Here is a 19,432-nt window from a genome sequence, read left to right on the forward strand (position 1 = left end):
GACGTGGGACGCGTGACCCAGCGCCGCAAGGTGCACAAATTTGTCCTGGATGGTTCACCCCAGTCGTTGGAGCACCCGGTCCGCTTCAAGGAAGACGTGCTTGCCGTGGAGGAGCCGTTGGAAATCAGGCTGGGGGACATGTCCTTCTCGGTGACCATGCGCACGCCGGGCGATGACTTCGATCTCGTGGCAGGGTTCCTCGTCTCCGAGGGCATCGTGTGGGAGCCATCCCAGCTCATTTCCGAGCGCTTCTGTTCAGGGGAAGATGAGAATGGCGTCCAGACTTTCAACGTGGTGGACGCTCAACTGCGGCCCGACGTCGAGCGTCCGGACACCGGCCGCAACGTCTACACGTCCAGTTCGTGCGGTATCTGTGGGACTGACTCCATCGAGGCGGTCCGCAAGTCATCCCACCACAGCCCCAAGGATGACGGGCTCACAGTTCCAGTGAGGGCGATCGCCGCGCTCCCGGACCGTCTCAGGGAGGCGCAGGCGGTCTTCGAGAAGACCGGTGGCGTCCATGCTGCCGGGCTCTTCCGGATCCACGACGACGGTACTTCCGAGCTGCTGTGCCTCCGGGAGGACGTGGGTCGCCACAACGCTGTGGACAAGGTAGTGGGCTGGGCTTTGCGTTCCGGCATGCTGCCGCTGAAAGGGACTGTCTTGCAGGTGTCCGGGCGGGCGTCCTTCGAGCTGGTCCAGAAAGCAGCCATGGCGGGTATCCCCGTGCTGGCGGCCGTCAGCGCCCCGTCCAGCCTCGCCGTGGAACTTGCTGACGAAGCCGGCATCACGCTGGTGGGATTCAGCCGTGGACAGAGCCTGAATGTGTATGCAGGAAGAGACAGGATCGAGGGAGATTCGGCTGCTTAGGCCAATGACGTGCCGGGGATAGTCGTCGATCACTTGGCTATTGAGCAGGAACGACGTAGATTTTATCCATCGATTGGAATCGCGGGGTGCTCCGTAGCGCCATCCATGCCCAACAGCTTGGACCGCCGGTCATCACGCCTCGCCACCCAGCCAAACGCCTAAGGGGACCTTAATTGCACGACGACCGCCGGATCACTGAACAGCGTCTCGATCGATTCGTTCGGGATCGCATTCTTCCGGCCATTTACGGCAGATCCGTCCCGTTGCAGCTCAGTAGCTGGGAGGTTCCGGGAGAGCCTGTTCCGGCCGCTGAAGCGATGCGCCAATTGTTCGTCCCGCAAGAACCCGGCGTGCCGTGGGGTAAGGCCTGGAGTACCAAATGGCTTCGACTGCAGGGTGAGGTTCCCGAAGGCTGGGGTACGGCGGATGGGACCGCCGTAGAGATCATCGTGGACCTGGGATTCAGCAGCGATGCTCCCGGGTTTCAGTGCGAGGGCACCGCCTGGCGTGCCGATGCCAGCATCATCAAGGCAATCTCACCACGCAACTATCACGTCCCCCTCAAGTTGCTGGGCGGCGGACTATCGGTGGACTTTTACGTCGAGGCCGCAGCCAACCCGGACGTGGCGCAGGGCTGGTCGTTCGTTCCCACACCGATGGGAGACAAGGCCACCTCCGGCGACGAGCCAAGATACCGCCTTGGCCGCATCGCGATCGCCGAACTCAACGAAACTGTCTGGGAGCTCAACCAGGATGTCTGGACGCTCAGCGGTCTCATGCACGAACTTCCCATGGAACTGCCCCGGCGCCACGAGATCCTCCGTGCACTGGAACGGATGATGGACATCATGGATCCGGACGACATCGCCGGGACCGCTGCTGCCGGACGGAAAGCCCTGGCCGAGGTCCTCAAGCGGCCGGCTTACGCATCCGCCCACGAGCTCCTGGCCACGGGCCACGCGCACATTGACTCAGCCTGGCTATGGCCAGTTCGCGAAACCATCCGCAAGTGCGCCCGAACCTTCTCCAACGTGGTGGCCCTCATGGATGAAGACCCGGACTTCGTCTTCTCCTGTTCCTCGGCCCAGCAGCTCGCCTGGATCAAGGAGTTCTTCCCCGAGCTCTTTGTCCGCATCCGGGAAAAGGTCAAGGCCGGACAGTTCATTCCCGTGGGTGGCATGTGGGTGGAATCCGATACCAACATGCCCGGTGGCGAAGCCATGGCCCGCCAGTTCGTGGAAGGCAAAAGCTTCTTCCTCCAAGAGTTCAGCGTCGAATGCGAGGAAGCCTGGCTGCCCGATTCGTTCGGCTACTCCGGTGCGTTGCCGCAGATCGTCAAGTCTGCCGGTTCCCGGTGGTTCCTTACCCAGAAGATTTCCTGGAACAAGGTCAACCGCATGCCCCACCACACCTTCACGTGGGAAGGTATTGACGGCACCCGCCTGTTCACGCATTTCCCGCCCGTGGACACCTACAACGCTGAACTACACGGCCGGGAACTAGCCCATGCTGAACGCAATTACCGCGACCACGGCCGCGGCACCATGTCGCTGGTTCCGTTTGGTTACGGCGACGGCGGCGGCGGACCAACGCGCGAGATGGTGGCTGCGGCCCACCGCACCGCAGATCTTGAGGGCTCGCCGAAGGTCCGCATGGGCACAGCCAAGGACTTCTTCACCAAGGCCGAAGCCGAGTACAGCAACCTCCCCGTGTGGGTGGGTGAGATGTACCTGGAAATGCACCGGGGCACCTACACCAGCCAAGCCAAGACCAAGCGGGGCAACCGCCGCAGCGAGCACCTCCTGCGCGAGGCCGAGCTGTGGTGCTCCACGGCTGCTGTCCGACTCGGGGCGGCCTACTCATACCCTGAAACAGAGCTCAAGAGGTTGTGGCGGCTGGTCCTCTTGCAGCAGTTCCACGACATCCTGCCCGGCAGTTCCATCGCGTGGGTACACCAAGACGCCGAGCGGAATTACGCGGCCATTGAGCGCGATCTCGAAGCGATCATCGCCGACGCCGCCGAAGCCCTGGTAGGGGAGGGCAACACGCAGTTCCTGCTCAACGCCGCCCCGCATGACCGCGAGGGTGTCCCTGCTCTGGCTATTGCCGAAGCAGTGCCCGCAGGGACAGCCGTTGACGTCACGGAAGATGGCGGCGGATTTGTGCTGGACAACGGGATCATCCGCGCGGTGCTGGACGCCAACGGCCTGCTAACGTCCTTGGTGGACCACGCGAGCGGCCGGGACGCGATTGCGCCGGGTCAGTTTGGCAACCATCTGGAGCTCTTCCGTGACACGCCCAATGAGTGGGACGCCTGGGACATTGAGGAGTTCTACCGCCACAATGTCACGCCAGTGACCCACGCGGACGCCATCGACCTGGAGCGGACGGCAACTGGCGCCGTCGTCGTGGTCAAGCGGTCCGTGGGTGCCTCCTCGCTGAGGCAACGCATCACGCTCGACGCCGGCGCGCAGTCGCTGGCGATCGCCACCACGGTGGACTGGCAGGAGCGCGAAAAGATGCTCAAGATCGCCTTCCCGCTGGACGTCAGGGCTGACCGTTCAGCCTCGGAAACGCAGTTCGGCCATGTCTTCCGGCCCACCCACACCAATACCTCGTGGGAGGCTGCCAAATTCGAAATTTGTGCGCACCGCTGGATCCATGTGGCCGAGCCGGGTTATGGCGTGGCCGTGAGTAATTCGTCCAGCTATGGCCACGACGTCACCAGGGCTGTCCGCGACGACGGCGGAACCACCACCACGGTCCGCGTTTCCCTGCTGCGCTCGGCCAGGTTCCCGGACCCCGAAGCCGATCGCGGCGAGCACTCGCTTGACTTGAGTATCCGGCCCGGTGCCGGCATCAGTGACGCCGTGGAGGAGGGTTACAGGACCAACCTGAAGCCACGGTACATGACCGGCGGGCACCAGGTGGACCCGCTGGTGGCGGTGTCCAACCCCGCGATTGTGGTTGAAGCAGTCAAGCTGGCCGAGGATGGGTCAGGCGACGTGATCGTTCGACTGTACGAATCCTTGGGCGAGCGCTCCGCTGGCTCTGTGGCAGCGAACTTCGAGGCAAGGGCAGTGGTTGCCACCGATCTCCTTGAACGGCCCGTGGAGGCCCCTGGAGTGTCGGCCACGGCCAACTCAGCAGAGCTGGTCCTGCGGCCTTTCCAACTGGTGACCCTGCGCTTTACCCGCTGACTGCTTGGGGTGTCCGGCCTGGCCGGGCACCCCGCAGCAGGGCCAATAATCAGACGTCGTGCTGGAGCCGCTTCACGAAGAGCTTGGTGCGCTCCTGGCGGGGTGCCCGGAGGACCTCGGCAGCGGGACCGCGTTCCACCACCACACCGCCGTCCATGAAGATGACCTCGTCCGCAACGTGTTGGGCGAACGCCAGTTCATGGGTCACGATCACCATGGTCCAGCCCTCCTCCGCCAGTTCCTTGATGACACCGAGGACTTCGCCAACGAGTTCGGGGTCCAGGGCAGAGGTGGGCTCGTCGAAGAGCAGCAGTTGCGGCTTCAGGGCCAGCGCACGGACAATGCCAACGCGCTGTTGCTGCCCGCCGGATAGTTCAAAGGGGTAGGCGTCCCGCTTGTCAGCCAAGCCAACACGTTCCAGCAAGCGTTCTGCCTCGGCGATGGCCTCGGTTTTGGGGCGTTTCTGGACCTGGACGGGCCCTTCGATGATGTTCTTGAGCACCGTCATATGCGGGAACAGGTTGTAGTGCTGGAAGACCATGGCGCTCCGGTCGCGGAGCGCGGCAATCTCGTTCTTGCCCACTTTGGCGCCGAAATCGATGGAAAGTCCGGAGCCGGCCGAGGCGTCGGAGCCCGCGAAGGTCACCGTACCGCCGTCGGGAATCTCCAAACCGTTGAGCGAGCGGAGAACAGTGGTCTTCCCCGAACCGGAGGGCCCGATCAGCGCAACCACCTGACCGCGTTTGATGTCGATGTCGATGTCGCGCAGCACAACGTTGCTGCCGAAAGCCTTGGCCAGGTTCCGGGCCCTCAAGACGGATGTGACACGGGGCTGGTGCTGCTGAGGTGCATCAGTGGGCGACATAGCGGTCCAATCTCCTTTCCACGTCGGACTGCGCGGTGGAAAGGACCAGGCAGATGATCCAGTAGACCAGGGCTGCCTGAAGGTACAGGGCCATGAACTCCTGGCTGAAGGCGGCGATCTGCTGGGCATTGCGGAACAGCTCGGTGACCAGGATCAGGGAGGCGAGGGACGTGTCCTTCACCAAGGAGATGAACGTGTTGGACAACGGGGGGACGGACACGCGGGCGGCCTGCGGAAGGATGATGCGGACCAGTGCCTGCGGGCGTGACATGCCGATGGTGTGTCCGGCTTCCCACTGGCCCTTGGGCACCGACAGGATCGCGGCCCTGATGATCTCGGCCGCGTAGCCGCCCACGTTCAGGGAGAACGCGATGATGGCGCTCGGCCACGGATCAAGCTTGATTCCGAGGCTGGGCAGTCCAAAAAAGATCACGAACAGTTGGACCAGCAACGGCGTGCCTCGGATGACCGAGACGTAGAACCGGCCGATGCCCGATACCAGCCAGTTGGAACTCAGCCTCATCAGGGCAACCAGCAGGGCCAGGACCAGGCCTATGGCAAAGGACGCGAGCGTGAGCGGGATGGTCCCTGTGACGGCACCACCGATGATCGGCCCGAAGGAACTCCAGATGAGATCCCAGTTCATCTATTTGGTGACGTCCGCGCCGAAGTACTTCTCGGAGATCTTCGCCAGTGTTCCGTCCGCCCGGAGGTCCGTGAGGGCCTTGTCCACGGCCGTGGTCAGCTCGGTGGAGCCCTTGCGGAACACGAAGGCGCTATCGGTCTTGTCCGGCGCCTCGGCGGCGACCTTCAGGCCGGAATCAGGCGTGTTCTTGGCGTAGTCCAGGTACGTGAGTTTGTCGTTCACGGTGGCATCCACGCGTCCTTGTTGCACCAACGTGGCGGACTGCGCCCAACCTTCGACAGCCTGGACATTGGCGCCGGCTTCAACGGCCATCTTGTAGAAGTTGCTGGTCAACGACTGTGCCGTCGTCTTGCCTTTGAGGTCAGCGAACGAGTTGATGCTGGAGTTGTCCGACTTGGTGACCACCACTCCGGTGGAGACCGTGTACGGCGTGGAGAACTCGTACTTGGCCTTGCGCTCATCGTTGATGGAGATCTGGTTGGCGATGGTGTCGAAGCGCTTGGAGTCGAGGCCTGCGAAGATGCCGTCGAACTGGGTTTCCTGGAACGTCGCCTTCACACCAAGCTTGCCGGCAACAGCCTTGGCAATCTCAACGTCGAATCCCGTGAGCTCGCCGGCCCCGTCAGCGTGGAAGCTGAAGGGGCGGTAGGTGCCTTCGGTGGCGATGACGAGTTCACCCTTGGATTTCACATCCGAAAGGGACGTGTCACCGCCGGTCTGGGCGGGGGTGGACCCACCGCCGCAAGCAGACAATGCGAGAGCGGCCGAGGCCAGGGTAGCTGCAAGAACCGAGCGGCGGGTGCGAAGGCTGTTCATGGAGCCATCTTAGTCACGGGCCGTGCCGCACCATGGTGAAGGACCGCCGTGAAGCGGGCGGAAAATGCCGTTAAAAAGGCTGAGTGGGGGCGGTCCCCAACAGCCCGCCACCACTCATCCCCCCAATTGTGATCCCACAGGCGCCACGTGCACCGGAAACCCGTTCTCTGATTCCGGGGCCAGGCCGCCTTTGCGTTCACACATTCATGATTGTGCCACGATCTAATGGTTTTGTGAAAGTCTTACGCCGTGCGTCGTGCTTTCCTCCGGGCATAGGCCTTGGAAAACCAGATTCCTGCCAGCCCAATGGCTGTCGCGAGTACGGCCGAGTAGTTGATCAGGGAACGCAGCCACAGGTGTACGGCCGGGATCAGCGGGAAGAACTGGGACACCAAAAGCAGCGTCAGGCCAAGGAACAGCAAGGCGGATGCGCCCCGGAGCAACAGAGGGGCGCGGCCCGCCACTGTTCGCCAGATCGCGGGCAGCAGGCAGACTGAGACAAACCCGGGATAGAACCGGCCCAGGGCAGCGTAGGCCTCCAGCGACGGTCCCCACGTCAGCCCGGTCATGCCCACCGCGGAGCCACGTGTATCCGTGATGACGAAGAAATAGATCGTCAGTGCCGCAGTGATGGAAAGGACCGTGAGCCCGAGCGGACCGCGGATTGCCTTAGCGGCTGAGTCTGAGCCAAAGCCAGTGGCGATCTTGATGCCCATCAGCAGGAAGGTGCCATAGAGCAGGAACCGCAGCAACAAGTTGGCCACGTTCATTCCGCCCAGCCACGAGTCGATGGCGAGGTAGGGGCCCTCGATGCTCAGCAGGATATCCAGTGACATCAGGGCAAAAATGTAGAAAACCACGCGGTTCTCGCCGCGCAAAGCGCTTGGGAGACGGGCAGCGGTGATCGCAAGGCAAATAATCAGCGTGACCCAAGGCAGGACAGCCGTCATCCGAGGTTCTCCCAAATTCGTTCAGTTCGTTCATGGTCTTGTTCTTGGCGGCGCAGGGTCTTTCCAAGCGCCTGAAGCCGATCTCCGGCCAGTGTTACCAGTTCGCCCAGCGACATCCGGTCGAGTGCCTCGCGGCGTCCGTTGGGCGTCCAACCGGCTTCGGCTTCCGTGATCAGGCCTCCTGCCACCAGGCCTCCGGCGGGCCCGACACCGGCTGCACGGGAGGTCGCGATGGCCAGTTCCGGCGGGAGTCTGTTGGCGGTCAGGTGCGCGGAGAAATTTTGCGGCGCAATACCGGTGGCTTCGCTGACGCGGTGCCGCAACTCGCCGTCGTCGATCGCGTCCACCCAGTTGCGCACGGCGGTAGGGTGCGGTGTCCCTGACAACTCGGCAGGCGGCGTCGTGCCGGGCTCGCTGCGGTCCACCACTGCCCTCAGCAGGTCGATGGTGGCAATCTGGCTGACGAGCTCGCAAGCCGTGGGCGGAACGGGCTCGCCGCGGAGGTCGGCGTAGAGGTCGAACGTGGCCAGGGCCTCTACCGGGCTCACGCCATAGGCGCGGCTGATGCTGACCAGAGTGGACTCCGCCACCTTGCCCCGGACCATTTGTTGGGCCAGTGTTGTGCGTTTGATCCCGGAGATCCTGCAGACGTCCGCGGTACTGGCGTCCGGCGCAACGCCATGAAGCCAGCGTTGGAACGCCTTGGACGGTAAGGGCATGTATGGCTTTCTTGGGTGTTTCAAACGGACAATTCCGGCCTATCCCAGGGGAAGGCCGGACTCTGGAGTACGGAAACGATTTTACGCCGACGCCACATTGAATTATGCTTGATGCTTGAACCCGTTGGTCCGTACACCCCCCAAGTCCGGACCAACGGGTTTTTCCATGCCTGTGACACACACGCCAGCAAGTACGCTGCCCGTGGCGCTCTTCGTCGCCACCCAGGTGCAGCGGGAGGATAGAAATTGACTGCAACCTTGGTAGCCAAGGATCTTGCCGGTGGCCACGGCCACCGCACTCTCTTTTCGAAACTTTCCCTGACCGTGGCGCCCGGTGACGTCGTCGGCGTCGTGGGTGCAAACGGCGCCGGCAAGTCAACGCTGCTGCGCATCCTTGGCGGTGTAGACCAACCCCAGGAAGGCACTGTCAGCCTGGCGCCGTCGGACGCGTTCGTCGGCTGGTTGCCCCAGGAACACGAGCGCACCGAGGGCGAGACCATCGCAGCATACATTGCGCGCCGCACGGGCTGTGCACAGGCCACCGCAGAAATGGAAGCCACAGCCGAGGCCCTCGGTTCCGGGGCTCCCGGCGCAGATGATGCTTACTCCCTGGCCTTCGACCGGTGGATGGCGTCCGGAGCGGCGGACCTGGAGGACCGGATCCCCGCAGTCCTGGCGGATCTCGGCCTCGAACCCGGCCCCGATGCCCTCATGACCGGCCTGTCCGGCGGGCAAGCCGCCCGAGTGGCGCTCGCTGCCCTCCTGCTCAGCCGATTCGACGTCGTGCTCCTGGACGAACCCACCAACGACCTCGACCTTGAGGGTTTGGCCCGCCTCGAAGCATTCGTGCAAGGCCTGCGTGGCGGTGTAGTGCTGGTGTCCCACGACCGCGAATTCCTGGCCCGCTGCGTCACCACCGTGGTGGAACTGGACCTCGCCCAGAACTCCGTGGCTGTTTACGACGGCGGGTATGAAGCATTTCTCGAAGAACGGGCCGTGGCCAAGCGCCACGCCCGCGAACGCTACGAGGAATTCGCCTCCACCAAGGCAGACCTTGTTTCCCGGGCACGGACGCAGCGCGAATGGAGCTCCCAAGGCGTCCGTAACGCGATGAAGAAAAACCCTGACAACGACAAGATCCGACGCGCGGCGAGCACTGAATCCTCCGAGAAGCAGGCGCAAAAGGTCCGCCAAATGGAGTCGCGCATCGCCCGCCTCACCGAGGTTGAGGAACCGCGCAAGGAATGGCAGCTGCAGTTCAGCATCGGCCAGGCGCCACGCTCAAGTGCCGTCGTCGCCACTCTGCGCGACGCCGTTGCCCGCCAAGGCGACTTCACGCTGGGACCGGTCAACCTCCAGCTCAACGGCGGCGAACGCATCGGCATCACCGGACCCAACGGTGCCGGCAAGTCCACTCTGCTGCGGCTGCTGCTCGGAACGCAGTTGCCCGACGACGGCGATGCTTCCATGGGTGCCTCGGTGGCCATAGGCGAAATCGACCAGGCCCGCGGACTGCTCGACGGCGGGCGGCAGCTGGGTGACGCCGTCGAAGCCGTCCTGGTCGACTGGACCAGCGCGGACGTCCGCACGTTGCTGGCCAAGTTCGGCCTCAAAGCCGACCACACATCCCGCACGGTGGATTCGCTGTCCCCGGGCGAGCGGACCCGTGCTGCGCTCGCCTTGTTGCAGGCCCGCGGCGTCAACCTGCTGGTGCTCGATGAGCCCACCAACCACCTTGACCTTCCGGCCATTGAGCAGTTGGAAGAAGCCCTCGAGAGTTACGAAGGGGCCCTGCTGCTGGTCACCCACGACCGCCGGCTACTTGAAAACGTCCGCCTGGATAAGCGATGGCATCTTGAAAACGGCCGCGTCCAGGAACTTCACCACATTCCCGGCCAGGAGAACTAGAACCATGAGCATGGACCGCGTGGCCTGGAGCTCGCTGTACAACATCACTACCGCCAAGAGCGGCTCGCAGCCGTTCTCCAAGGAAACCTTGAAGCGCGTGATGGGCTTCGCAGCCCCGCACAAGGGCAAGCTCATTGCGTTCGTGATCGCCTCCATCGTGGGGGCCTTCCTGGCCGTTGCCACACCGGTGCTCGCCGGTCAGGTTGTTGACGCCATCATCGCCAACGCCGGCGTGGGCACGGTGATCTGGCTGGCCGTGCTGATCGCAATCGTCGCTGTGGGCGAAGCCGGAGTAGGACTCGTCACCCGCTGGCTCTCCTCCACCATTGGCGAGGGCGTGATTGTGGACCTGCGCACGCGGGTGTTCGACCACGTGCAGCGCATGCCGATCGCCTTCTTCACCCGGACGCGCACCGGAGCCTTGGTCAGCCGGCTCAACAACGACGTCATTGGCGCGCAGTCGGCCTTCGCAGGGACCTTGTCCGGCGTGGTCAGCAACGTGGTTGCTTTGGCCCTGACGCTGGCCGTCATGCTCAACACCTCCTGGCTGGTGACGGTACTGGCCATGGTGCTGCTGCCGATCTTCCTCATCCCGGCGCGCCGCATGGGCTCGAAGCTGGCCGACCTCCGCCGCGAAGCCGCGGCCCACAACGCAGCAATGGGCACACAGATGACAGAGAGGTTCTCCGCGCCCGGAGCCACGCTGGTGAAGCTCTTTGGCCGGCCGGATGAGGAATCCCATGAGTTCGCAGCCCGGGCAGGGCGCGTGCGCGACATCGGAATCCGGACCGCGATGCTGCAGTTCACTTTCGTGACGGCCCTGACGCTGGTATCGGCGCTCGCTTTGGCCCTCGTTTACGGCTTGGGCGGCTGGCTCGCCATTGGCGGCCAGCTGGCACCAGGCGACGTCGTGGTCTTGGCGCTCTTGCTGACCCGCCTCTACGCCCCACTGACTGCGCTGTCCAACGCCCGCCTGGAAATCATGAGCGCCCTGGTCAGCTTCGAGCGCGTTTTCGAAATCCTGGACCTGAAGCCGCTCATCACGGAAAAGCCGGGTGCTGTGACAGTCCCGGCCGGCCCCGTTGCCGTGGAATTCCATGACGTCCGCTTCGCCTACCCGTCGGCAGAAAAGGTGTCGCTGGCCTCGCTGGAGGATGTTGCCACCTTGGACACGCGCGGCGGAGAAGAAGTGCTGCACGGGGTCAGTTTCCGCGTGGAACCCGGCCAGACGGTGGCCCTGGTGGGCTCGTCCGGCGCCGGAAAGTCGACCGTCGCCCAGCTGCTGTCACGCCTGTACGACGTCGACTCCGGAGCCGTGCGCCTCGGCGGCGTCGGACCCGGGGCGGGAGTGGACGTCCGCGACCTCAGCTTCGATTCACTGCGCGACACCATGGGTATGGTGACCCAGGACGGGCACTTGTTCCACGAAACCATTGCCTCCAATCTCCGTCTGGCCCGGCCGGACGCGAGCGAGGACGACATGTGGGATGTCCTGCGGCGTGCCCGCCTTGAGCCCATGATCCGTTCCCTTCCGGACGGCCTGGAAACCGTGGTGGGGGAGCGCGGATACCGGCTCTCCGGCGGTGAACGCCAGCGGCTCACCATCGCCCGGTTGCTGATCAAGCAGCCGCGGGTGGTCATTCTCGACGAGGCCACTGCGGCCCTGGACTCCACCAACGAAGCCGCCGTCCAAGCGGCCTTGGGAGAGGCACTCGAGGGGCGTACCGCCGTCGTGATTGCCCACCGGCTTTCCACCATCCGCGCGGCGGACGCGATTCTCGTGGTCGAAGACGGCAACATCGTGGAACGCGGAACGCACACCGAGCTTTTGGCCGCGGATGGACGCTACGCCGAGCTGTACCGGACGCAGTTCGCGGAAGCAACTGCCGTGGCTGAGGAAGCTCTGCCGGAACTCTAACGCCGTCCGCACCCAACGGGGTCCTGCTGGGGTCCTGTTGGGTGCTTGTAGGCCGCGATCCGACACTTACTTGGGTGTCAGCGCTTGGGTTGTCAGCGCTTTGGGGCTGTGAGCGCGGGGAGGACGTGCTCCGTCAGGAGTGGTGCCAGATCGTCCGGCAAGGGTGCCGTGAAGTCCAGCCAGCGGATCTCGGCAATCTCGGCCGAGGGGTGCGCTTCCCAGATTCCGGGTGCGGTGAATACTGTTGCTTCGATATTGGTGGCGGCCTCGTTGGCGGCCGCCGCCAGCCAGACGCCCAAGGGCTCAAGGTCTTGGGGCGCAACTTCGATGCCCACTTCCTCCAGCAGTTCCCTTGAGGCAGCCTCAGCCGGGGTTTCGCCGGCCTCGGGCTTGCCGCCCGGATGCATGAATTTGTCGGTGCCCCGCTTGCGGACGGTCAACAGATGGCCTTCGTGGTTGTAGACGCATACGGCGCTCACGATGATCAAGTCTGTTCCTGTCCCACTCATGGTTGCCTCCTCAGCTGCGATTCCAGCAGTAAATCCTTGGCGGGACCGTGCACGTCCCACGTGAAACGGAACGAATCGGGGCCCTCCCAGACGTAGCTGACGTGGTAATCATCGGGGTCGCACCAGTGTTTGTCCTGGCTGGCTCGCTCCGAGAAGCTCATGGTGTGGAACGGCCTGCCATCAGGGAAATACACGTCCATGGCCTCGAGCCCTGCCGTGGGCTTGAGGACATACTCGCGGAAAGCCGGGCCCGAGTGGGTAGGCCAGTGCATGGTTCCGTCTTCGCGGTAGTCAAGGCCACCGTCGGGGTTCTCGGAATAGCGCACGACGCCGGTAAAGGTTCCGCGGGTGCCGGACGACCGGTCAAGGAGAGTTCTCTGCACGTCCCAACTGCCGGCCAGATAGGCCCGCAAGTCCTGAATGGGCTGCTGGTGGTTCAAGTGCCCTCGATTGGAATCGAACCAACGACACCGGCTTTAGGAGAGCCGTGCTCTATCCACTGAGCTACGAGGGCCTGTGCGTCCTGGGTTGGGAGTCCCCTTGGTGGGCTCCTTGGCCGGACACGACTACAAGCATACAAGCTGCCGGGGCGGTGCCCGAACACCGCTAGGCTGGCCACCATGAAAGGGCATGTGGCACCACCCGTGGAGGCAGGAAGTTTCTTTCCCAACGTTCGCAGCATCCGGGCAAATATCGGTGGCTGGGCTCAACTGAGCGTGGTTCAATACTTCGTCGCGGAGGCTGCCGTCATCGAAGCCTGGGCCGGTCCGGAACCTTACAGCCGGGCCACCGGATTCATCAGCGACCTGGGCGCTGTCTCGTGCGGAGTGTATGAGGATCGTGCTGTTTGTTCGCCGTTGCACGTGGTGATGAATGCTTCTTTTGTTGTCCAGGGCCTGGCCTTGATCCTCGGAGCGCTGTTCCTCACGGCCGGACTCTTGTGTGTGGCGGCACGGCCAGGAGTGCGGGCCCAACGGTTCAACGTTGCCCCGGTCGACTCCTCGGCCCAGCCGCGGCTCTTGGCGAATTCGTGGGTCATGGCCGTGGCAATACGGATCTTGACCGGAATATCCGGAGCCGGCACCGTCATTGTGGGCTTTGTGCCCGAGGACCTGGGCTCCCCGTGGCACTTTGCGGGGGCGCTGATGTTCTTCATTGGAGGTGGGTTCGCTTTGCTATTGCTGGGCATCCTGTGGTTCCGGCAGACGCCCATGAGCTGGTTCCTCGCGGCCTGCGGCTCCTTGTGCATTGGCGCCTTGGTGGTGGGCGGTTTGACGGGCATGGACGTTCCCCAGCCTGGCACCCTGGAACGCCTCATGGGCTACCCCGTGACCATTGGCATGGCTGCCGCGGGGTTGGTCATTGCCCAGCGGGTTCAAGCAGAGCGGAAGTCGGCGCACCTTCGGGTGGGCTGAGGGCGTGCTCTCTCGGGTCTTTGGCTCGGGGAGCAGGGTGCGCACCCGTTGCCGCCGTTCGCCGTCGTGTTTTTTTGGGGCAGCGCACCCGTTACCGCCGTTCGCGCCCGTAGGTACTGGTGCGTAGGGCGCGAAGTGGTGCGGCACAGAGGTAGGAGTGGTGCGGGGGGCGGGTAGTCGTGCGGGGGTTGGTCCTGGCCGTTTGGGTTGGTTGTGCCGGGTGCTCTCCTCGCCGGGTGCTCTGGCCTCCGGGGCAGCGCACCCGTTGCCGCCGTTCGCGCCCGTAGGTGCTGGTGCGTAGGGCGCGAAGTGGTGCGCCACAGAGGTAGGAGTGGAGCGTAGGGCGCGAAGGGGTGCGCCGAACGAGAACGAGTGGTGCGCCACCGGGGCGGGTAGTGGTGCGGGGGTGGGTCCTGGCCGTGAGGGTTGGTTGTGCCGGGTGTTCTCCTCGCCGGGTGCTCTGGCCTCCGGGGCAGCGCACCCGTTGCCGCCGTTCGCCGTCGTGTTTTTTTGGGGGGCGCACCAGTTGCCGCCGTTCGCGCCCGTAGGTTCTGGTGCGTAGGGCGCGAAGTGGTGCGCCACAGAGGTAGGAGTGGAGCGTAGGGCGCGAAGTGGTGCGCCGAACGAGAACGAGTGGTGCGCCACCGGGGCGGGTAGTGGTGCGCCGCATAGGACGCCGGGTCTATTCTGGCGCTATGACGACGGCGGGTGGTCCGCGCGGCGCTGACCGGGGACTTCTGCCTGACCTCGCTGGGCGGCGCGAGCTGGTTGGGGGTTGGGCAGCGATCACGCTCATCCATTACTTCATCGTGGAAGCAATCGCCATGACTGCTTGGCAGGGCGACCCCGGCTACGACCGCCGAGCCCACGTCATCAGCGATCTCGGGGCAGCCCATTGCGGACCGTTCAACGGTTACGAAGTGTGTTCGCCGCTCAATTGGCTGATGAACGCCTCGTTTGTCCTCCAAGGTGCTGCGATGGTGCTCGGGGCTGTCCTGGTGAGTTCCGCCGTGTTGTCCGTAGCGGCGGAGCCTGGCGCGCGCGTCATCAGGCCCAGTATGGCCTCGGCCACAAATTCAGCCACAAAATCAGCCGAAGCCTTCCCCTGGATCGCAGCCGGCGCGGTGCGCGTCCTGGTGTTCGTGGCGGGCATAGGCCAGGCGATGGTGGGACTGATCCCGGAAGACACAGATCTGGCGCTGCATCTGACTGGTGCGGGCTTGTACTTTATCGCCGGTCCGCTGGCGTTGGTGATCCTTGGCTTGGTGTGGCGGGGACACACTCAGATGTCATGGATGGTGCTCTTGTTCGGAGTAGTTTCCTTGGGAACCACCATCTACGTCCTCGCCGCGGGGCTAAGGGTGGACGAGCCGGGGGCAATCGAGCGCACCATGGCCTATCCGATCATCCTGGGATTGTCCCTGGTAGGCCTGATAGTTGCTCAACGCGTGACGAAGGAACGGAAAGCCGTCAGGACTTTGCGCCAGCGGTCTTCCGTCCCAGGAACACCGCAGCCCCGCCGCACAGCAGACTGATCAGGAAAAGCACCCAAGAAGCCACGGTGACCGCAGAAGCGAGAGCCACCGAACCGGCGTCGGGAGTTTCTGCAGCCAGCATCGAATCGATGGCGACGTTCGACCAAAGATGAGCCACGGCGAACAGCAGGGGAGCCGCCCACATGGCCCAGCGCCACGACTTGCGCGCAACGTTGGTGCCGATCAACAGCAACCAGCTGAACCCGAAGATCAATGGGAACAGCGTCCCGGCTGTCTTATGGACGTAGTTGAGTTGGCCGCGAGCGGACTCGTCCATGGCGGCACGCAACTGGGCAACGTAGTCCTGGGAGAAGCCGCCGATCAGGGAATCCGGCATGGCCAGGCCGCCCGAGAGCTGCGTCATCTGGTTCAGGGTGAGCAGGTGCAGGTACCAGAACAGGAACAAGCTGGCCACAACACCCGCAATGACGATCAGTTTGGAATTGCTCTGCGCCTTTTCCGGTGTCCGCTGCGTAGTGGGGTTGATCACAGGGGACAGCGAGTGTTCAGGGACGGCCGCTTTGGCTCCGTGCTTCTTGATTCGCTGCGCTGGTGTCTTGGCCATGTCATTCATTATCCCGCCACATAAGCTGGATCCATGACCACCGGCAGGCACACCGCAACTGAACTTGATCCATCCCTCGACGATTACCAGCTGGCCAGCGCCCTGGTCCGCGAAGCAGGCCAGTTGGCGCTGCTCATGCGGATGGGCGGATTGCAGGGCGAACGCAAGACGTCGGTGTCCGACGTCGTCACGGCAGCCGATCACGCAGCCGAGGCTTACGTCCTGGAACAGTTGCGGCGCTGCCGCCCGGATGACGGCATCCTCGGCGAGGAGGGCGCGTCCGTTGCTGGAACGAGTGGTCGGACCTGGGTCATTGACCCTGTGGACGGCACCTACAACTTCCTGCATGGCTCCACGTACTGGTGCTCGGCGATCGCCTTGAAACGAGACGACTCCAGCCACGCAGCCGACCCGTCGGTGATCCTTGGCGCGATCTACCAGCCCGAGCTGGACAAGCTCTGGCTCGGCGGCGAGCAGCGCCCGGCCACTCTCAACGGCGAACGGATTACGGGTCCAAGCGACGCCTCCGTGGCCGAGCTGTGTGCCGCCACGTATATCCACCCCACATGGCTGGCCGACCCCCGCACCGCTATGCCTTGGCACGCTGCGGCGGTCTCCGCGGCATCGCTGCGCATGTTCGGCTCCGGCTCATGTGACCTCGGAAGGGTCTCCGACGGCGAACTCGGCTGCTGGTTCCAGCACAGCTGCCCGGAATGGGACTGGCTTCCCGGCAAGGCGATCGTCCGCGCCGCAGGTGGGGACACCGCCGTCGTCCAGGTCAATGGACTGAACTGGTTCGTGGCGGGAGGCCCGACGGCGGTCCGCGAGTTGAGCGCGGCCCTCACCTCGGTTCCGCAGTTCGCCTAGACGGCTGCCTGGTGGCTGGCGGATGGCTGCTCGAGGACCCCAGCCTCTGAGTGTCGGAGGCACCGCCTAGACTGGTAGACACCATGGATATGTTGTTTGACCCTTACGCAGACGGACCCTTCAACGCAGGCACCAAGGCCGCAACCAAGGCTGCCCCGGCGCTTTCGCGTGCTGGCGGCGGCATGCCCGGCGCCCGCTTCGGCGAGGGCGGCGGCGGGTCCACCGGCGGGTCTGTGGACAACTCCCAGGGCCCTGCAGCAGGGGGCTGGGGCAACCACGGAGCAGCCGGCCTGCCCTCTGCCGATGCCCTGCTTCAGGGACTCAATCCGCAGCAGGAAGAAGCCGTCAAGCACGCCGGCAGCCCGTTGCTGATCGTGGCCGGCGCCGGTTCAGGCAAGACCCGTGTGCTCAGTAACCGGATCGCCTACCTCATTGCCACCAAGCGGGCACACCATGGCGAAATCCTGGCCATCACCTTCACCAACAAGGCTGCCGCCGAAATGCGCGAACGCATCGAAGCCCTGGTGGGCGGCCGCGCCAAGAGCATGTGGATCTCCACGTTCCACTCCTCTTGCGTCCGCATTCTGAGGCGCGAGGCCGCCAACGTAGGCCTGAACTCCAATTTCTCCATCTACGACTCCGCGGATTCTCTGCGCCTCATCACCTTGGTGGCCAAGAACCTGGATCTGGATCCCAAGAAGTTCGCGCCCAAGGCCATCCAACACAAGATCTCGGCGCTCAAGAACGAGCTCATCGACGCCGATTCCTACGCATCCTCGGCGAATTACAACGACCCCTTTGAGCAAGCCGTGTCCGAGGTCTTCAAGGGCTATACCCAGCGGTTGCGCCAAGCGAACGCCATGGACTTCGATGACCTCATCGCGGAGACCGTCTACATGTTCCGGGCTTTCCCAGCTCTCGCAGAGTCCTACCGGCGCCGCTTCCGGCACGTCCTGGTGGATGAATACCAGGACACCAACCACGCCCAGTACGCCTTGGTCCGGGAAATCGTCGGCCTGGGCACAGACACTGCCGTGGAGCCGAGCGAACTCACTGTGGTGGGCGATTCCGATCAGTCCATCTATGCCTTCCGCGGCGCGGATATCCGCAACATCGTGGAGTTCGAGGCCGATTACCCGAACGCCCGCACCATCAAGCTGGAGCAAAATTACCGCTCCACCCAAAACATCCTGAGCGCGGCCAACTCGGTGATTTCGCGAAACCCCAATCGTCAGGAAAAGCGATTGTGGACTGCCGAGGGCGACGGAGAAAAAATCGTCGGCTACGTGGGGGAGAACGAGCACGACGAAGCCCAGTTCATCGCCAAGGAAATCGACCGCCTGCAGGACGAGGATGGGCTGCGTCCCGGCGACGTCGCGATCTTCTACCGCACCAACGCCCAGTCCCGTTCCATTGAAGACGTTCTGGTCCGTGTGGGCCTGCCGTACAAGGTTGTTGGCGGCACCCGGTTCTACGAACGCAAGGAAATCAAAGACGCCTTGGCGTACCTGCGCGTCCTGGTCAACCCGGACGACGACGTCAACCTGCGGCGCGTCCTGAACGAGCCCAAGCGAGGCATTGGCGACCGTGCCGAGGGTGCCGTTGCTGCTTTGGCGGAGCGGGAGAGGACATCGTTCATGGCTGCTGCCCGCCGTGCCGATCAGGCACCCGGCATGGCGACACGCTCGGTGAATGCAGTACTCGGTTTCGTGAAGCTGTTGGACGACCTCGCTGAAGTCGCTGTCGGTTCCGGCGCGGCCGCCGCGTTGGAGGCCGTCCTGGAGCAGACCGGATACCTCGCCGGCCTCCGTGCCAGCACGGATCCGCAGGACGAATCGCGCGTAGAGAACCTCGCTGAGCTCGTGGCCGTTGTCCGTGAGTACGAGCGCGACAACCCCGAGGGCTCGCTGGGCGAATTCCTGGAGCAAGTCTCCTTGGTGGCCGACGCCGACCAAATTCCCGACGCCCCCGGAGCCGATATTGACGCTGCAGTGGCAGAGGCCAAGCGCATGGGCGTCGTCACGCTGATGACGCTGCACACTGCCAAAGGACTCGAATTCCCCGTGGTGTTCTTGACCGGCATGGAGCACGGGATCTTCCCGCACCAGCGGTCGGCTACAGACCCCAAGGAATTGGCCGAGGAACGTCGCCTCGCCTACGTGGGGCTCACCCGGGCCCGCAAACGCCTCTACGTCACCCGCTCGGAAGTCCGCAGCATGTGGGGCCAGAGCCAGTACAACCCTGCCAGCCAGTTCCTCGAGGAGATCCCGGCGGAGCTTCTGGACTGGAAGCGCGAAGGCAGCACACGCCAGTCCGGTGGATGGGGCAGCGCGCCTGTGGGTTCCAGCCGCTACGGCGGATCGTTCTGGGGCGCTGGCACTGCCCGCGGCGCCGCCGCCAGCCCCACCGCAGGGTTCGACGCCGACGTCCCGGCCGCCGTCGTACGCAACAGGGTGCAGCCACAAAAGGAAGTTATTTCCGTGGTGGTCGGCGACAAAGTCAACCACACCAGTTTCGGCAACGGCGTGGTGCTGGGCTTGGAAGGCGCGGGGGACAAGACGGTGGCCAAGGTGAAGTTCGACGTCGGCGAGAAGCGGCTCCTGCTGCGGTACGCGCCGCTGACCAAACTGGATGCCTAACCACGCACGG

16 protein-coding genes and 1 tRNA gene are annotated in these 19,432 nt (G+C 64.1%); 8 read left to right on the top strand and 9 right to left on the bottom strand.

Annotated features, from left to right (window positions below; genetic code table 11):
• Positions 1–3: 3 nt before the first annotated feature.
• A complete protein-coding gene (gene fdhD / locus ACIQC5_RS04435; RefSeq protein ID WP_400278767.1) occupies positions 4–870 on the top strand; it encodes a formate dehydrogenase accessory sulfurtransferase FdhD in 867 nt (288 codons plus the stop codon).
• A 173-nt stretch (positions 871–1,043) separates the two neighbouring features.
• Positions 1,044–4,070: an alpha-mannosidase gene (locus ACIQC5_RS04440; protein ID WP_400278769.1), complete on the top strand. Its 3,027-nt coding sequence runs from the start codon at positions 1,044–1,046 to the stop codon at positions 4,068–4,070.
• 49 nt (positions 4,071–4,119) lie between these two features.
• Here the strand turns inward: ACIQC5_RS04440 and ACIQC5_RS04445 are convergent, their stop codons facing one another.
• The 5 genes from ACIQC5_RS04445 to ACIQC5_RS04465 all read right to left on the bottom strand — a co-directional run bounded on the left by ACIQC5_RS04445 (position 4,120) and on the right by ACIQC5_RS04465 (position 8,066).
• The gene (locus ACIQC5_RS04445) at positions 4,120–4,935 is read right to left on the bottom strand and encodes an amino acid ABC transporter ATP-binding protein (RefSeq protein WP_400278771.1); all 816 of its coding nucleotides are present in this window, start codon (positions 4,933–4,935) and stop codon (positions 4,120–4,122) included.
• Positions 4,922–5,581: an amino acid ABC transporter permease gene (locus ACIQC5_RS04450; protein ID WP_400278772.1), complete on the bottom strand. Its 660-nt coding sequence runs from the start codon at positions 5,579–5,581 to the stop codon at positions 4,922–4,924. Before ACIQC5_RS04450 ends, ACIQC5_RS04445 begins: the two co-directional genes overlap by 14 nt.
• A complete protein-coding gene (locus ACIQC5_RS04455) occupies positions 5,582–6,397 on the bottom strand; it encodes an amino acid ABC transporter substrate-binding protein (RefSeq protein WP_400278773.1) in 816 nt (271 codons plus the stop codon).
• Positions 6,398–6,639: 242 nt separating this feature from the next.
• Entirely contained in the window at positions 6,640–7,347 is a 708-nt protein-coding gene (locus tag ACIQC5_RS04460; protein ID WP_400278774.1) for a hypothetical protein, read from the bottom strand.
• Positions 7,344–8,066 carry a hypothetical protein gene (locus tag ACIQC5_RS04465; protein WP_400278776.1) on the bottom strand — a complete coding sequence of 241 codons (723 nt, stop codon included), beginning with the start codon at positions 8,064–8,066 and terminating at the stop codon, positions 7,344–7,346. The genes ACIQC5_RS04460 and ACIQC5_RS04465 overlap by 4 nt, the downstream gene beginning before the upstream one ends.
• Positions 8,067–8,312: 246 nt before the next feature.
• Between ACIQC5_RS04465 and ACIQC5_RS04470 the strand changes: the two genes are divergently transcribed.
• Both ACIQC5_RS04470 and ACIQC5_RS04475 read left to right on the top strand, forming a co-directional pair.
• On the top strand, positions 8,313–9,974 hold the full coding sequence (locus ACIQC5_RS04470) for an ABC-F family ATP-binding cassette domain-containing protein (RefSeq protein WP_400278777.1): 1,662 nt from the start codon (positions 8,313–8,315) through the stop codon (positions 9,972–9,974).
• A gap of 4 nt (positions 9,975–9,978) precedes the next feature.
• Complete coding sequence (locus ACIQC5_RS04475) at positions 9,979–11,892, top strand: ABC transporter ATP-binding protein (RefSeq protein WP_400278778.1); 1,914 nt, start codon at positions 9,979–9,981, stop codon at positions 11,890–11,892.
• A gap of 92 nt (positions 11,893–11,984) precedes the next feature.
• Here ACIQC5_RS04475 and ACIQC5_RS04480 read toward each other — a convergent pair whose 3' ends face one another.
• The 3 genes from ACIQC5_RS04480 to ACIQC5_RS04490 all read right to left on the bottom strand — a co-directional run bounded on the left by ACIQC5_RS04480 (position 11,985) and on the right by ACIQC5_RS04490 (position 12,915).
• Entirely contained in the window at positions 11,985–12,401 is a 417-nt protein-coding gene (locus ACIQC5_RS04480; protein ID WP_400278780.1) for an NUDIX domain-containing protein, read from the bottom strand.
• Positions 12,398–12,841 (bottom strand): DUF6314 family protein, encoded by a 444-nt coding sequence (locus ACIQC5_RS04485; RefSeq protein ID WP_400278782.1) that lies wholly within the window; start codon positions 12,839–12,841, stop codon positions 12,398–12,400. Before ACIQC5_RS04485 ends, ACIQC5_RS04480 begins: the two co-directional genes overlap by 4 nt.
• A 1-nt stretch (position 12,842) precedes the next feature.
• Positions 12,843–12,915, bottom strand: a tRNA-Arg gene (locus ACIQC5_RS04490).
• Between the two features lie 106 nt (positions 12,916–13,021).
• Here ACIQC5_RS04490 and ACIQC5_RS04495 point away from each other — a divergent pair.
• On the top strand, positions 13,022–13,816 hold the full coding sequence (locus ACIQC5_RS04495; protein ID WP_400278783.1) for a hypothetical protein: 795 nt from the start codon (positions 13,022–13,024) through the stop codon (positions 13,814–13,816).
• A 695-nt stretch (positions 13,817–14,511) separates the two neighbouring features.
• Positions 14,512–15,351: a hypothetical protein gene (locus ACIQC5_RS04500; protein WP_400278785.1), complete on the top strand. Its 840-nt coding sequence runs from the start codon at positions 14,512–14,514 to the stop codon at positions 15,349–15,351.
• Here the strand turns inward: ACIQC5_RS04500 and ACIQC5_RS04505 are convergent.
• Positions 15,287–15,916, bottom strand: a complete 630-nt coding sequence (locus ACIQC5_RS04505; protein WP_400278786.1) for a hypothetical protein — start codon at positions 15,914–15,916, stop codon at positions 15,287–15,289. The genes ACIQC5_RS04500 and ACIQC5_RS04505 overlap by 65 nt on opposite strands.
• A gap of 33 nt (positions 15,917–15,949) precedes the next feature.
• On the opposite strand from ACIQC5_RS04505, the gene ACIQC5_RS04510 reads away from it, so the two are divergent.
• Both ACIQC5_RS04510 and pcrA read left to right on the top strand, forming a co-directional pair.
• A complete protein-coding gene (locus ACIQC5_RS04510) occupies positions 15,950–16,783 on the top strand; it encodes an inositol monophosphatase family protein (RefSeq protein ID WP_400278788.1) in 834 nt (277 codons plus the stop codon).
• Between the two features lie 83 nt (positions 16,784–16,866).
• Positions 16,867–19,422 carry a DNA helicase PcrA gene (pcrA, locus tag ACIQC5_RS04515; protein ID WP_400278789.1) on the top strand — a complete coding sequence of 852 codons (2,556 nt, stop codon included), beginning with the start codon at positions 16,867–16,869 and terminating at the stop codon, positions 19,420–19,422.
• Positions 19,423–19,432 lie beyond the last annotated feature (10 nt).

Origin of the sequence: Paenarthrobacter sp. NPDC092416 (assembly GCF_044755025.1) — a bacterium.
Taxonomy (GTDB): Bacteria; Actinomycetota; Actinomycetes; order Actinomycetales; family Micrococcaceae; genus Arthrobacter.

What these genes read in the sequence shown, in the direction of transcription:
- ACIQC5_RS04495 (WP_400278783.1), top strand. Translation starts at nt 13,022, where the DNA reads ATGAAAGGGCATGTGGCACCACCCGTGGAGGCAGGAAGTTTCTTTCCC.
- ACIQC5_RS04450 (WP_400278772.1), bottom strand. Translation starts at nt 5,581, where the DNA reads ATGAACTGGGATCTCATCTGGAGTTCCTTCGGGCCGATCATCGGTGGT.
- ACIQC5_RS04480 (WP_400278780.1), bottom strand. Translation starts at nt 12,401, where the DNA reads ATGAGTGGGACAGGAACAGACTTGATCATCGTGAGCGCCGTATGCGTC.
- ACIQC5_RS04510 (WP_400278788.1), top strand. Translation starts at nt 15,950, where the DNA reads ATGACCACCGGCAGGCACACCGCAACTGAACTTGATCCATCCCTCGAC.
- ACIQC5_RS04500 (WP_400278785.1), top strand. Translation starts at nt 14,512, where the DNA reads ATGACGACGGCGGGTGGTCCGCGCGGCGCTGACCGGGGACTTCTGCCT.
- ACIQC5_RS04475 (WP_400278778.1), top strand. Translation starts at nt 9,979, where the DNA reads ATGAGCATGGACCGCGTGGCCTGGAGCTCGCTGTACAACATCACTACC.
- pcrA (WP_400278789.1), top strand. Translation starts at nt 16,867, where the DNA reads ATGGATATGTTGTTTGACCCTTACGCAGACGGACCCTTCAACGCAGGC.
- ACIQC5_RS04445 (WP_400278771.1), bottom strand. Translation starts at nt 4,935, where the DNA reads ATGTCGCCCACTGATGCACCTCAGCAGCACCAGCCCCGTGTCACATCC.
- ACIQC5_RS04460 (WP_400278774.1), bottom strand. Translation starts at nt 7,347, where the DNA reads ATGACGGCTGTCCTGCCTTGGGTCACGCTGATTATTTGCCTTGCGATC.
- ACIQC5_RS04455 (WP_400278773.1), bottom strand. Translation starts at nt 6,397, where the DNA reads ATGAACAGCCTTCGCACCCGCCGCTCGGTTCTTGCAGCTACCCTGGCC.
- ACIQC5_RS04465 (WP_400278776.1), bottom strand. Translation starts at nt 8,066, where the DNA reads ATGCCCTTACCGTCCAAGGCGTTCCAACGCTGGCTTCATGGCGTTGCG.
- ACIQC5_RS04505 (WP_400278786.1), bottom strand. Translation starts at nt 15,916, where the DNA reads ATGGCCAAGACACCAGCGCAGCGAATCAAGAAGCACGGAGCCAAAGCG.